We start from the raw sequence: 13,109 nt of genomic DNA on the forward strand, positions 1-13,109 counted from the left end.
GCCGTCACGTTCGGTCCGGGCCCTCCGGTGGTGTCATCGGGGTGAGTCCCCGACCCGGTGCCCCCGGCAGGGATCGAGCCCGCGGCCGGGGTGTGTGAGGCCCGGGCGGGTCGGTCGACCTGGTGACCGGTGGGAGTCCGCCGACGGCGGCGTGGGACCCGCGGATCGCGGGGAGCCCGGGCGTCTCCTCGACTCCGCGGCAGTGCGAGGTGTGTTCGGCCCGAGGGCGACCCCCGGTCGTACCCGGCGGGGCGGGGGACGTCACCAGATGCGGACCTCGTACACGCGCACGTTGCCGGCGAAGTTGATGTGCAGACCCCGGTCCAGGGTCTTCGTGTAGTACCGGCCGTTGACCTCGAAGTTGATCGTCGTCCGGTTGTTCCCGGCAGAGGCCCGGTAGACACCGCCGATGTTCACCCCGGTCGTGCCGCTGTTGGCGAAGCACCTGCCCGTGCCGGCTCCGTTGCCGTGATCGATGTCGAGCTTGACGGTCTGGCTGGTGCACGAGACCTGGTTGATGGCGAAAGCGGGGGCGGCCGGGACCACGACGAGCAGGCCGAGGGCCGCTGCGGCCGCGAGGACGAAGCTCCTGATACGCATGGTCCAGACTGTCGTTCACCGGCATCCGGTCGACTACGGCGATCGCGCTGGTCTGCCCTTCTGTGCGGACGAACGGACCGGACCGCGCCCGGTGCCGGGACGACACCGTGGTCGGGGAGCGGCATAGGGCGACCGGCCCGACATCACCGCGGGATCGGGGTGGGGGTGGCCTCACCGGACAGGGACCGCTGCTCGTGGGTGGCGTCCTGACGATGCCGGTCGGTCGCGCGCCGAGCGTGTCCTGGGCCGGGAGCCGCAGGATCCGGCCGGCCGCAGGCCGCCGACCAGGACGTCTCCCTGTCGTGCACGACCCACGGGACCGACGCCGCCGCGGCTCTGGAGGTGTTCCGCCCGAACCACAACGTGGGGCTGATCGTGAGGCGGTCGGAGCAGCGACGCGCTGAGCTGTGGAAAGTGTGCCCCCGGCAGGACTCGAACCTGCGACCTAGAGGTCGCGCGGATTGGTCACAGCTTGGCCGCGGTCGAGTGTCTGGGGGCGAGGGCGGGTACGGGCCTGCCGATCATGAAGTTATCTACGCTTCGTGATCGTCTGGAGGCCGCGTGCCCACCCTGCCATCATGGCTGACCGAGCCGTTGTGGGACCAGTTCACCGCGCTGCTGCCTCATCGAGACGAGTTCGATCCCACCCATCCGCTGGGCTGCCATCGCCGCCGGATCGCGGATCGGATCGTGTTCGACAAGCTCCTGCAGGTACTGCGGTTCGGCTGCTCGTATGAGGGCATCGCTGACAGCACCTGCTCGGCGACCACCATCCGCGATCGTCGTGACGAGTGGATCAGGCTCGGGGTCTTCGCCCAGCTGCGTCGGATCGTCCTGGACGCCTACGACCGCATCGTCGGTCTGCTGCTGCACGACATCGCCGTCGATGGCGCCATCACCAAGGCCCCCGGCGGCGGCGAGGTCGCCGGTCCGTCGCCGGTGGACCGGCGCAAACAGGGTATGAAACGTTCGGTGCTCGTCGAGGGATACGGCATCCCGCTGGGCCGAGTCCTGGCCGGAGCCAACCGGCACGACTCCCCGCTACTGGGCCCCACCCTCGACCGCCTCGATGCTCTCGGCCCGCTGCCCGACGACATCACCGTGCACCTCGACGCCGGCTATGACTCCGGCAAGACCCGCGACACGCTGGCCGAACGAGGCCTGCACGGCGAGATCGCGCACAAGGGTGAGAAAGCGCCGATCCAGGCCACCCGCCGCTGGCACGTCGAGCGGACCAACGCTTGGCACAACAGCTTCAACCGGCTGCAGCGCTGCTACGAACGACGAGAAATCGTCGTCGACGCGTTCTTCGACCTCGCCGACACGATCGTCACACTCCGTAGCTTGATTCGGCAGGCCTGGACCACACACCGCTGGAACGCCCGACCTGCACGACGTCCATGATCACCAACCAATCCGCGCGACCTCCTAGTGTCGCGTAAACGATGTTCTTTGACCGGGTCGGCAGTGGTTGAGTAGGTGGTCTGCGGGTTTGGTCCAGATGAACGGGTGGCAGCGTTCGTTCCAGCCGTCGATGAACCGGCCGATCGCGCCGATCAGTTCTCTGACGCTGCCGAAGCTGCCACGGCGAATGGCCTGGCGGGTGATGACCCCGAAAAAGACCTCGACCATGTTCAGCCACGATCCCGAGGTCGGGGTGAAGTGCAGGGTGATCCGCGGGTTGCGGGCCAGCCAGGCCTTCACTGCGGGGTGCTTGTGGGTCGCGTAGTTGTCCACCACCAGGTGCAGCTTGCGCCGCGGGTAGGCCTTCGCGACCTGCTTGAGGAACCGCAGGAACTCCTGATGGCGATGCCGCGGCAGGCACGCCTGCTCGACCCGCCCGGTCGCGACCTCTAACGCCGCGAACAGCGTGGTGGTGCCGTGACGGACGTAGTCATGCGTCCGTTTCTCCGGGATACCGGGCATGATCGGCAGGATCGGCGCTGTCCGGTCCAGGGCCTGGACCTGGGATTTCTCGTCGACGCAGAGCACGACGGCCTTGTCCGGCGGGTTCAGATACAACCCGACGATGTCGCGGACCTTGGCTTCGAGCTCGGGATCGGTGGAGAACTTGAACGTCTCGGACTTCCACGGCTGCAGCCCCCACCGCCGCCAAATCTTGCCGATCCACACGTGGGAGATCCCGAGCTCGGCACCGAGCAGCCGTGACGACCAGTGCGTGACTCCGAGCCGCTCAGGCGGCGGTTCCAGCGTGGCGAGCACGACCGCGACCTCGTCGATCACCGGCGGCCGGCCCGCCTTGGGCCGGTCGGCCAGCCCGGCGATCCCCTCAGCGGCGTAACGCTTCTTCCACCCGATCACCGTCGCCTTCGACGCCCCGACCAGTGTGACGATGTCCTTGACCGCCACCCCGTCCGCGGCCAGCAACACGATCCTGCCCCGTCGGGCCAGTCCCGCCGAAACCGACGAGGAACGCAGCCAGGACTCCAGCACCTCGCGGTCGGCGGCCGGAACGTCCACGGTCACAGTCAACGGCACAGCTCATGATCCCGTAAACCAGCCCGTGAGTAAAGTAACCTAGTTACCGCAACACTAGGTCGATACAACGCTGAATACTGTTATTCCTTGATTGTCCTTGTCTCATCCGGCGGGTCATGAGTTGGCGGGCGTGCGCGCGCCGGCCGCCGGGCCGGAGGCAGGAGGCGGACGGCAGCGACGCCGCCCGTCCGGCCCGCCAGGGCCGGCTTGAAGACGTAAAGAAAGTCCTCACCGACCGAGCGGGTGGAGTTGTCGGGTTCCGCTTGATGGGTGACACGCTGGCTCCAGATGAGGGGTAACGCTCCGCTCCTGGTCTCTGCTGTGCACGACGGTCGTCGTGCGAGAGGGGCCAGGACTGATGCTCGTGGAGTTGAGCGTCGTGGAGCAGCGCTATCACGCGGTGATGGAAGTCCTCTCGGCCCGCGCACCGGTGGTCGAGGTCGCCGCCCGCTACGGGGTCTCGCGCAAGACGGTGCACGCCTGGGTGCGCCGCTACCGCGAGGAGGGCCTGGCCGGGCTGGCCGATCGTTCCCATCGTCCGCACCGCCATCCCTGGCAGCTCGACGAGCAGGTCGAGGCCCTGATCTGCGAGATGCGCCGTAACCATCCCCGATGGGGCCCACGCCGGTTGGGCCACGAACTCGCCCGCACCGGCCTGACCCCGCCGTCACGGTCGTCGATCTACCGGACCCTGGTGCGCAACAACCTGATCGTCCCCACATCGCGGCGCCGGGCACGGGGCGACTACCAGCGCTGGGAACGACCTGAGCCGATGCAGCTCTGGCAGCTCGACATCATGGGCTCGGTCTGGATCACCGACCCCACCGCGCAAGGTGGGGCCCGGGAGGTCAAGCTCGTCACCGGTATCGACGACCACTCCCGCTTCGCCGTGATCGCCACCGTGGTCGAACGCGCCACCTCCCGCGCGGTCTGCCGCGCGTTCTGCGACGCCATGACCCGCTACGGGCCACCGGAACAGGTCCTGACCGACAACGGACGCCAGTTCACCGGCCGCTTCGCCCGACCCCGCCGGGTCGAGGTGCTCTTCGACCGGATCTGCCGCCGCAACGGCATCGACCACCTACTGACCAAGGTCCGGTCCCCGACCACTACCGGCAAGATCGAACGCTGGCATCACAGCATCCAAGCCGAACTACTCGACGACCACGGCCCGTTCGACTCCCTCGACGCCGCCCAATCCGCGATCGAGCACTGGGTCCACGACTACAACCACCACCGCCCCCACCAGGCCCGGGCCATGACCAGCCCGGCCACCCACTTCCCCACGGCCCAGCAGCGCCCGGACCCAGCACCCCGGATCTGGAGCCCGCCCGAGCTCACCGGCCTGCCCGAACCCGACGACCACGACCCGTTCCCGGACGACCTATCCGAGACCCCCGCCCCAGTCCCACCCACCGAACAGCCCGCCCCCGTCACCGTCCCGGTCCCGTCACCGCCGCCGGCCCATCCCGTTCCCACGGCCGCAGTCGAGATCGAACGCGTCGTCCCGACCTCGGGCAACCTCGGAGTCTGCGGTCAGCAGTTCTGGCTGGGCACAGCCCTGACCGGGCGGATCGCCACCCTCTGGATCGACACCACCACCGTCCATCTCAGCTTCGACGGCGTCCACCGCAAGACCGTGCCCTCCCGGATGACCACCACCCACCTGGCCCGCCTGCGCGCCGAGGGCGCCCGCACAGCCGGACCGGCCCCAGTCCTGCCCGCCGCCGACCGCGCACATCCCGGCCCGCTGCAGATCCACCGCACCGCGAACTACACCGGAGGAGTCTCGGTCGCCGGGACCCACCTCAACGTCGGCGCCCAACACGCCGGCCGCCGCGTCACCATCCACCTCGAAGACGGCCTGGCCCACGTGATCGTCGACGGCGTCCGCACCCGCACCACCACCCTGGAACTCACCCCGGCCCAGCGACGCAAACTCCGCGGCGCTCATGCCGCCGGCCCACTACCCGCCCCTGACGACCGCCCCGCCCGCACCCAACGCCGGGTCTCCTCCCAGGGCGCCACCCAGGTCATCAACCAGCGCGTCCTGGTCGGCCAGCGCTACGCCGGACAGCTCGTCACCATCGAGATCGGCGAGACCACCCTGACCGTCTACGACGAACACGCACACCACGTCATCACCCAGATCCCCCGCACCAGCACCCGGCCCCTGACCCGCTTCAAGGCCTACGGTGTCCGAGACCGAACAACTGGCTAGGAGCAGTTACCGATCATCTGAAGCCAACCCGTCCCGCATCATCTGAACCCAGACACCGAGCGGGTGGAGTCTGGTCGGCTACGGCTAATGGTCCGGGCAAGCGTCCGGACGGCCTCCTAGGCTCGGAGATGTGATGGTCCTCGATGCGGCTCGCTCGGTGGCTGAACGCCACCTCGCCGAGGCATTGCCGCGTCGCTGGAACCACGTCCAGGGCGTGGCCACACGCGCTGAGGTCATCGGCCCACATCTCGACGGCGGCCCGGTCCTCGTCGCCGCCTGCTGGCTGCACGACGTCGGCTACGCCCCGAACCTCGGTGCGACACGGTTCCACCCGCTCGACGGTGCCCGTGCACTCCGCGACTGGGGTGCGGACGACCTGATGTGCGGCCTGGTCGCATTCCACTCCGCTGCGGCCCACGAGGCTGACGTCCTGGGCCTGCTCGATGAGCTGCACGCATTCGACGATCCACGCGGCCTGGTGCGCGATCTGCTCTGGTACCTCGACATGACCACGAGCCCGGACGGCGAGCGCGTCTCGTTCGACGACCGCATGGCCGAGGTGCAGGAGCGCTATCCCGCAGACCACTACGTGAGCCGCGCTCTCGACGGCAGCATGGCCGACCGCCGTGGCGCCGTAGACCGCGCAGAGGCGTGGCTGTCGTCCGTGGGCCTGGCTGGTCAGGTGTAGTACGGGTCCCGCCGGCTGAATCCGTGCTCGATGCGCAGCCGGATCGAGGGGTGGACGTCGATGCCGTCCAGCGCGGCCCGCTCGACCCACAGCACTTCTGAGGACTCATCGCTCGTCCGCGGTTCCCCGCCTACCGGCCGGGCGCGGAAGCAGATGGAGAACTCTTGTCGGACCTCGCCGTCGCTGTAGGCCATGACGTGGTCGGGGTTGCTGTAGATCCCGACCAGGCTGGTGACCTCGATGCGGATGCCGGTCTCTTCGTCGGTCTCGCGGACCGCGGTCTCGGTCATGGTCTCGCCGAGCTCGTGGCGTCCGCCGGGGAGTGCGTAGAGGTTGTTGTCGGTGCGGCGGATCATCAGTAGCCGGTCGCGCTCGTCGGTGACGAACGCGCTCACGGCGATGACGATGCTGGTCGCCTTTGGGGCGTCGGGGTCGTGGAAGTGGTCGGTCCGGGCCACGCCGGTCACCAACGCGCTGGGGTCGAGGTGCTCCACACGTCGACGAAACTACGCGCATAGGTGTCGAACAGGTCCCCGGCGCCGAGCTTGCGCAGATGTAGCGCCGGGGCGTGGGCGCCGGGGACCCCGTAGACGTGGGTGTTGATGATGGCCTGGTCGTCGAACCGGAAGATCGAGTTGTAGAGCGTGGTCGTGTGGAACCGGAACTCGACGCCGGGGGTGTCCAGTAGCGGCCGGTACGCGGCCAGTCCGTAGCGGATCCGCGCGGCCAGCGTCCCGGTCCCGAGGTGTTCTTCCTGGCTGCGGAGCTCGACGGCGTCGCTGTTGGGGTCGCCGAAGTTGATCCGAACGGTCACTCCGGCGCCGGCCTTCTCGGCCACGGTGCGGATGAAGTCCGGGCGCTCGATGAGGAACTGGCCGGCGTGGACCAGGATGTCGATCCGGTCGGTCGCCGCGGCGAGCAGCTCGTCCCACAGCTCTGCGGGGACCGCGCCGCGGTGCGGGTAGGCGGCGACGATCTCCGAGGCCGCGATCTTCGCCTGACGCTCGGGCGGTACCGCTGCGGGCCACAGGTAGGACTCGCTCTGCCCGACCAGCGCGGACAGCGCGGCCCGGTGCCGGGCGTACGGGGTGCGGCCCTGGGTGGCCCACCGCTCGACGGTCTTGGCGTCCACGCCGATCTGCTCGGCGGCCGTCGCGGGCGTGAGGCCGGCGCTCATCAGTGCGTCGCGCAGTCGCTCGTTCGCCATCGCCGTACCCCTCCGTGGACACGAGCTGGGACGTCTTGATTCTAGCTGAGACGTCCTGAGATGTCCCTCTGTGTGGTCGGGCCGTCCCGGTGATTTCCGGAGTCTTGGACCTGCCCCGCTACGAGGGCCATCCCGATTCAGTCCCTGGAGGACGGTCATGGCAACGATCAAGGTCGACACCACCGGCACCCGCTACACCGTGGGCGCGGCTCCGCGTCCGAAGAACGACATGGACGGCCGTCAGCGCACGGACCGCCAGACCGGGACGCCGCTGTTCACCACGCAGCTGGTCAAGGTCGACGCCGAGGGCGCGGAGATCCTGACCATCACCACCCCGGGCGCCCCGCAGGTCGAGCAGGGCGCGGAGGTGCGCCCGGTGGGGCTGATCGCGATCCCGTGGCAGCAGGGCCAGCGGGCCGGTGTGGCGTTCAAAGCCGACCGGATCGAGCCCGCGCACGCGCAGGCGTCCAAGGCCTCCTGACCGCCCGTCTGGTCGGTGGTGCGGGTCGGGGCTGTCTTCCCCAGAGCCCCGCCCCGCACCTCGACGCTCCGCCGCTGTTCGCGCTCCCCGCCTCGTCGCTCGCCCCGCGTCCGGAAGGCCCTGTCATGGCTCGCAACGCCGCTCCTGCCCGCACCTTCGGTGCCGGGAAGTCCCGTGTGGACTCCTTCGAGATCATCTCCGCCCCGCCCGCCAACCCCGCCGTCCGCGTCGCCGCCCTGCTGCTGCGGCTGCGCGCGGAGCTGTTCGTCCTCGCCGTCGGGGTGTGGGCGTGGGTGGCGCTGGGCCCGGACCACATCCGCGACGAGGCCGGCCGATTCGTCGCCGTCCCGGGTACCGGCTTCGACACCACGACGCGGGTCGCCCTGTTCGTCGCGGTCGGGCTGGTGCTGGCGGGGCTGCCGTGGACGCGGCGGTTCCTGTTCCACCGCGCCCAGGCCGTGCTCACCCGCCACCGGGTCCGTCAGGTCCTGGTCGAGTGCCGGGTCCTGAACTCCCGCTCCCGGGCGTGCCCGTTGACGGTGTGGGCGCGGCCGACGCGGGTCGGTGAGGTCGTGTGGGTGATACTGCGGGCTGGGATCGCTCCGCACGCCGTCGCGGACCAGGCCGAGGAGCTGGCGTCGGCGTGCTTCGCCCGTGAGGCGCGGGTGGTCGTGTGGCCGCGGTTCACCAACGTCGTGCGGGTCGAGATCATCCGCCGCGACCCGCTGGCACCGAACTTGATCCGCTCGGACCTGTTCCGCTACGCCTCCGGCGACATCCACGACCCGGGCTGGCCCACTCACGACGGCCCCAACTCCGACGTCCGGGCCCCGCGCCCGGAGCCGTCCCGCCCGGCGCTGCCCGCGGCCCCGCAGCCCGCGTTCGACGGCCCGTCCGACAACGGGCGTGGTGGGGACTGGTCGGACTATGTATGAGCACCCGCCCACACAGCCCCTACCGCTGATCACCGATGACGAGAACGCGCCTGGACGGCTCGTGCGCCCGCTGCTGGTCCTGCGCCGCTGGGCCGATGAGTACCGTGCCCACCGCCGCGAGCGCCGCACCGACGCCGGTCCGTCGATCTGGGAGCCGATCCACCTCGGCACCGGCGAGGACGGCCGTGCGGTCCGGGTCCCGCTGATCTACCGCAACATGCTCCTGGCCGGTGAGCCCGGCGCGGGGAAGTCGGTGGGGCTGAACAACATCGTCGCCCACGCCGCGCTCGCCACGGACTGCCGCCTGTGGTTGTTCGACGGCAAGATCGTCGAACTCGGCCTGTGGCGCTCGTGCGCGGACCGGTTCGTCGCCAACAGCCTCGACGACGCCATCGCCGCTCTGCTGGACCTGCAGTCGGAGATGGATCAGCGCTACGCCGTCCTCGACGACGAACGGCGCCGCAAGATCGCCCCCGCCGACGGCGTCCCGCCGATCGTGGTCGTCCTCGACGAACTGGCCTACTTCTCCGCCACCGTCGGGACCAAGCGCGAGCAGGAAGCCTTCTCCGTGCTCGTGCGTGACCTGGTGGCCCGGGGCCGTGCGGCGGGGATCATTGTCGTTGCGGCCACGCAGCGGCCCAGCTCGGACATCATCCCGACGTCGTTGCGGGATCTGTTCGGGTATCGGTGGGCGTTCCGCTGCACCACCGACGCGTCGTCGGACATCGTGCTCGGGCACGGCTGGGCGGCCCGCGGTCACTCCGCGGCGAGCGTGGCTCCGGAGACCAAGGGCATCGGGTTCCTGCTCGCTGAGGGCGGTGTCCCGCGCCGGATCAAGGCTGCGCACCTGTCCGACGAGCAGGTCTACGCCCTGGCCGAGCGCGCCGCCATGCGCCGCCTCGCCGCCGGCATCGCCGAACAAACCGAGGACCAGGGCCTCGACGACGTCACCGGCGGTGCGGCATGACCACTCGACCGACGACTGATGATTTGGTGGCCGCGGGGCTCCGCCGCGAATCCGAGGCCTGCCGTGCCGCCTTCGCCCGCTATCAGCGCGGCGCGATCACCCCGGTGCAGTGGCGAACTGCGCGTGCGGACTCCTATGCCCGGGAGGCCCGGTGGTGGGGTGTCCTGGTCCGCGTCGCGGCCCGGGACCACTCGATCCCGACGATCTACATCTCGGCTGTCGCCACCGCTCAGGGCGCAGCGCTGACCGAGGACGCTCACTGGGCCGACTCGGCCGGCTCCTACACCCGCACCACCGCTGCGACTGCTCCGGCCCGGTTGGCGTGATGAGCACCGGCTACGGCTCCGCGACCGTCGACAGCCTCGCGGCCCGACGCCTGTCCCGCCTGGCCGGATCCACTCCCGCCGCCGAGCTGGTCACCGCCGCAGGACGGCGCGAGGACTTCGCCGGCTGGCTGCGCCACGTCACACCGGCCGCGGGATGCGCCCACCCGATCCGGCTGTCCGGCACCGTATTCCGCGTCGAACAGGCCACCGGCCGCATCACCAGCGAACGCCACACCGCGCAGATGCCCGACGGCCTGATCTACACCGCCTGCGGCAACCGCCGCGCCTCCGTCTGCCCCTCCTGCGCCGAGACCTATCGCGCCGACACCTTCCAGCTCGTCACCGCCGGCCTCGTCGGCGGCAAAGGCACCCCCGCCACCGTCGCCGCGCACCCGTGCGTGTTCCTGACCGTCACCGCACCCTCGTTCGGTCCGGTTCACACCCACCGCACCGACCGCAAAGGCCGGCCACTTCCGTGCCGTCCCCGCCGCGACGACACGTCCTGTGAGCACGGGACCGGGCACGCCTGCTGGGAACGCCACACAGAAGACGACCCGCGCGTGGGCCAGCCGTTGTGTCTGGACTGCTACGACCACCCGCACCAGGCGGTGTGGAACCTGCACGTCGGCGAACTCTGGCGCCGCACGATGATCGCCGCCACCCGCAACCTGCGCCAGCTCGAGAAACTCACCGGCCACAAGCTCCGCCTGTCCTACACCAAGGTGGCGGAGTTCCAGGCCCGCGGCGCCGTGCACCTGCACGCCCTGGTTCGGCTCGACGGCCGCGACCCCGACCCGGCCCTGTCCCACCTGACCCTGTCGCCCCCGCCCGGGATCTCCGCCGCGCAGGTCGCCCTGCTGCTGCGCTCCGCGGTCACCGAGACCTCGTTCACCACCGCCCCGCACCCCTACCGGCCCCACGGGTGGCCGATCGGCTGGGGTGAGCAGGTCGACCCGCGCCCGGTCCGGCTCGCCGCCCGCGACCTCGACGACGCTGCGGAGATCACCACGACCGCCGTCGCGGCATACCTGGCGAAGTACGCGACGAAGGCGACCGAGACCGCCGGGCATCTGTCGGCGCGGCTGCGGCCGGACACGGTGCGCTCCTACACCGACCACACCACCCACTCCGGGCGTCAGATCGACGCCTGCTGGCGGCTCGGACAACGCCCCGTCGGCTGGGACCCCGAGGAGTGGTCGACGTCCTGGGGGCGGCTGTGGCGGTGGGCCCACATGCTCGGCTTCGCCGGCCACTTCTCCACCCGCTCCCGCCGGTACTCCACCACCCTCACCGCGCTGCGGCAGGCACGCCGGGACTGGCAACGCGACCACGCCAACCCCCGCCCCGCCGCCAACAAGGTCGAGCGTCTGGACGACGGGGAGGACACCACCGAGGTCGTCATCTCCGCGCTGCACTTCGCCGGGATCGGCTGGCACACCACCGCCGACGCCCTACTGGCCAACACTGCTGCCGCCCAGGCACGGGCCAGGAGGCGCACCGCACGCGAGGAGCTGTGGACGACCGGATGACAACGGAGGTGAGAAGCATGGAGATCAAGCAGCGGCTGTGGTCGGTGCAGGACGTCGCCGACTACCTGGGCGTCCCGGTGGCGACGCTCTACGACTGGCGGTGCAAGGGCTACGGCCCGAAGGCCAAGAAGGTCGGTCGGTACCTGCGGTACGAGGCGGAGGCGGTGCGGCGGTGGTTCGCCGACCTGGAGGACGGGGCTGCGTGATGGCTCGTCCACCACTGCCGATCGGCACCTACGGGAAGATCCTGACGACCAGGCTCGGGCCCGGCCGGTTCCGGTCCTGGGCCAACTACCGCGACTACGACGGGATCACCCGCCGCGTTCAGCGGTACGCCGCGACCGGGCCCGCGTCCGTGAAGAAGCTCAAGGAGGCACTGCGGGACCGGAGCCGCTTCGCCCTGGACGGCGAGATCACCGGGGACACGCGTGTCCGGGTCGTGGCGGAGATGTGGCTCCGCGATCTGGACGACTCGGACCGGGCGCTGCGTACGAAGATCAGTTACCGCGACGCGTGGCGACGGTCCCTCGAACCGGCGGTGGGTGAGCTGCGGTTGAGCGACCTGCGGGTGTCGAGCGTCGACCGGGTCATCCGTGAGGTGCGAGCTCGGCAGGGGAGCGGATCGGCCCACCACGCCAAGGTGGTGCTGTCCGGCATCGCGAGCATGGCCGTCCGCCACGACGCGATCGACTCGAACCCGGTCCGCGAGCTGACACCCGCGCGCCGGAAGTCGACGGCGGAGAAGGTCGCGCTCACCGAGGACGGCGTGACCCGGCTGGTCGCGTTCCTGGGCAGCTCCGACGACGCGCGGAGGTACGACCTCGTCGACATGGTGACCGTGCTGTCCGGGCTCGGCTGCCGGATCGGGGAGCTGCTGGCGCTGGACTGGCCGCGTGTCGACGACGTCGCCAACACCCTCGCGATCGAGGGCACGGTGATCCGTGTGCCGGGGGAGGGGCTCGTGGTGCAGCCGCACACCAAGTCCCGCGCGAGCATGCGGACGATCCAGCCGCCGGCCTGGCTGATGAACACCCTGCGCCGCCGACACGAGGAGTCCCACGGGCCGTGGGTGTTCCCCTCGACGGCGGGCACCCTTCGGGACCCGGACAACACGCGCAAGCAGTTGCGCCAGGTCCTCGCCGGTACCGAGTGGGAGGGCCTGCACCCGCACGCGTTCCGCCGGCTGGTCGCGACCCGGCTCGACGCGGTCGGGCTATCGGCTCGCGACATCGCGGACTACCTGGGCCACGAGAAGGTGTCCATGACGCAGGACGTCTACATGTCCCGGCGGGTGGCCGGAGCCGCCGCGTCCGCCGCCCTGGACGGCTTCGGCTCGCCCGGTAAACGGTAGGTATTCGGTAGGTCGATCATGGACCGATCACCCGCCTGACCAGCTGACCTGGTCGTATGTGCCCCCGGCAGGACTCGAACCTGCGACCTAGAGATTAGAAGGCTCTTGCTCTATCCAGCTGAGCTACGAGGGCCGGTCGCTCCGGACCTCGTCCGGCGCGCTCCCCACCGTAGCGAGTGGGGCAAGCGATCACGGCTGCGGCACCGCCGTCGGGAACCACCCGATCCGGCCCGTGTGCAGGGCGGAGCGCCATCCGACCGGTTGAAGCACACGCCGAACGGGCCTCGCCTGCGACGCCGGGGAAC

At 70.3% G+C, this 13,109-nt stretch carries 14 protein-coding genes and 1 tRNA gene; 10 read left to right on the forward strand and 5 right to left on the reverse strand.

Annotated elements, in window-relative coordinates:
* Positions 1-261: 261 nt before the first annotated feature.
* Positions 262-600 (reverse strand): beta/gamma crystallin domain-containing protein, encoded by a 339-nt coding sequence (locus KPF47_RS26870; RefSeq protein WP_224391614.1) that lies wholly within the window; start codon positions 598-600, stop codon positions 262-264.
* Between the two features lie 561 nt (positions 601-1,161).
* Here KPF47_RS26870 and KPF47_RS26875 point away from each other — a divergent pair.
* Positions 1,162-2,004: an IS5 family transposase gene (locus tag KPF47_RS26875; protein ID WP_224386276.1), complete on the forward strand. Its 843-nt coding sequence runs from the start codon at positions 1,162-1,164 to the stop codon at positions 2,002-2,004.
* Positions 2,005-2,028: 24 nt separating this feature from the next.
* Here the strand turns inward: KPF47_RS26875 and KPF47_RS26880 are convergent, their stop codons facing one another.
* Complete coding sequence (locus KPF47_RS26880; protein WP_255658826.1) at positions 2,029-3,093, reverse strand: IS630 family transposase; 1,065 nt, start codon at positions 3,091-3,093, stop codon at positions 2,029-2,031.
* Positions 3,094-3,457: 364 nt separating this feature from the next.
* Between KPF47_RS26880 and KPF47_RS26885 the strand changes: the two genes are divergently transcribed.
* Positions 3,458-5,320, forward strand: coding sequence for an IS481 family transposase (locus KPF47_RS26885; RefSeq protein ID WP_224388005.1), 1,863 nt, complete (start codon positions 3,458-3,460; stop codon positions 5,318-5,320).
* Between the two features lie 133 nt (positions 5,321-5,453).
* The gene (locus KPF47_RS26890) at positions 5,454-6,008 is read left to right on the forward strand and encodes an HD domain-containing protein (RefSeq protein ID WP_374108908.1); all 555 of its coding nucleotides are present in this window, start codon (positions 5,454-5,456) and stop codon (positions 6,006-6,008) included.
* Here the strand turns inward: KPF47_RS26890 and KPF47_RS26895 are convergent.
* Both KPF47_RS26895 and KPF47_RS26900 read right to left on the reverse strand, forming a co-directional pair.
* Positions 5,999-6,466 carry an NUDIX hydrolase gene (locus tag KPF47_RS26895; RefSeq protein WP_224391617.1) on the reverse strand — a complete coding sequence of 156 codons (468 nt, stop codon included), beginning with the start codon at positions 6,464-6,466 and terminating at the stop codon, positions 5,999-6,001. The two genes, KPF47_RS26890 and KPF47_RS26895, sit on opposite strands and share 10 nt — an antisense overlap.
* A gap of 5 nt (positions 6,467-6,471) precedes the next feature.
* Entirely contained in the window at positions 6,472-7,215 is a 744-nt protein-coding gene (locus tag KPF47_RS26900; protein ID WP_224391619.1) for an XRE family transcriptional regulator, read from the reverse strand.
* A gap of 157 nt (positions 7,216-7,372) precedes the next feature.
* On the opposite strand from KPF47_RS26900, the gene KPF47_RS26905 reads away from it, so the two are divergent.
* From KPF47_RS26905 to xerC, 7 genes are all read left to right on the forward strand, one after another.
* Positions 7,373-7,696 (forward strand): hypothetical protein, encoded by a 324-nt coding sequence (locus KPF47_RS26905; RefSeq protein ID WP_010228114.1) that lies wholly within the window; start codon positions 7,373-7,375, stop codon positions 7,694-7,696.
* A 125-nt stretch (positions 7,697-7,821) separates the two neighbouring features.
* The gene (locus tag KPF47_RS26910; RefSeq protein ID WP_224391620.1) at positions 7,822-8,631 is read left to right on the forward strand and encodes a hypothetical protein; all 810 of its coding nucleotides are present in this window, start codon (positions 7,822-7,824) and stop codon (positions 8,629-8,631) included.
* Between the two features lie 61 nt (positions 8,632-8,692).
* Positions 8,693-9,598, forward strand: a complete 906-nt coding sequence (locus tag KPF47_RS26915; protein ID WP_224391621.1) for an FtsK/SpoIIIE domain-containing protein — start codon at positions 8,693-8,695, stop codon at positions 9,596-9,598.
* Positions 9,599-9,624: 26 nt separating this feature from the next.
* A complete protein-coding gene (locus tag KPF47_RS26920) occupies positions 9,625-9,924 on the forward strand; it encodes a hypothetical protein (RefSeq protein ID WP_224391622.1) in 300 nt (99 codons plus the stop codon).
* Positions 9,924-11,453: a replication initiator gene (locus KPF47_RS26925; RefSeq protein WP_224391623.1), complete on the forward strand. Its 1,530-nt coding sequence runs from the start codon at positions 9,924-9,926 to the stop codon at positions 11,451-11,453. Before KPF47_RS26920 ends, KPF47_RS26925 begins: the two co-directional genes overlap by 1 nt.
* A gap of 17 nt (positions 11,454-11,470) precedes the next feature.
* Positions 11,471-11,659, forward strand: coding sequence for an AlpA family transcriptional regulator (locus KPF47_RS26930; RefSeq protein ID WP_224391624.1), 189 nt, complete (start codon positions 11,471-11,473; stop codon positions 11,657-11,659).
* The gene (gene xerC / locus KPF47_RS26935) at positions 11,659-12,804 is read left to right on the forward strand and encodes a tyrosine recombinase XerC (protein ID WP_224391625.1); all 1,146 of its coding nucleotides are present in this window, start codon (positions 11,659-11,661) and stop codon (positions 12,802-12,804) included. The genes KPF47_RS26930 and xerC overlap by 1 nt, the downstream gene beginning before the upstream one ends.
* A 59-nt stretch (positions 12,805-12,863) precedes the next feature.
* Here xerC and KPF47_RS26940 read toward each other — a convergent pair.
* Positions 12,864-12,937 (reverse strand) — tRNA-Arg (locus KPF47_RS26940).
* Between the last annotated feature and the right edge of the window lie 172 nt (positions 12,938-13,109).

The sequence above is a fragment of the Pseudonocardia sp. ICBG1293 genome (genome assembly GCF_020131355.1).
In the GTDB taxonomy this organism is placed as follows: Bacteria; Actinomycetota; Actinomycetes; order Mycobacteriales; family Pseudonocardiaceae; genus Pseudonocardia.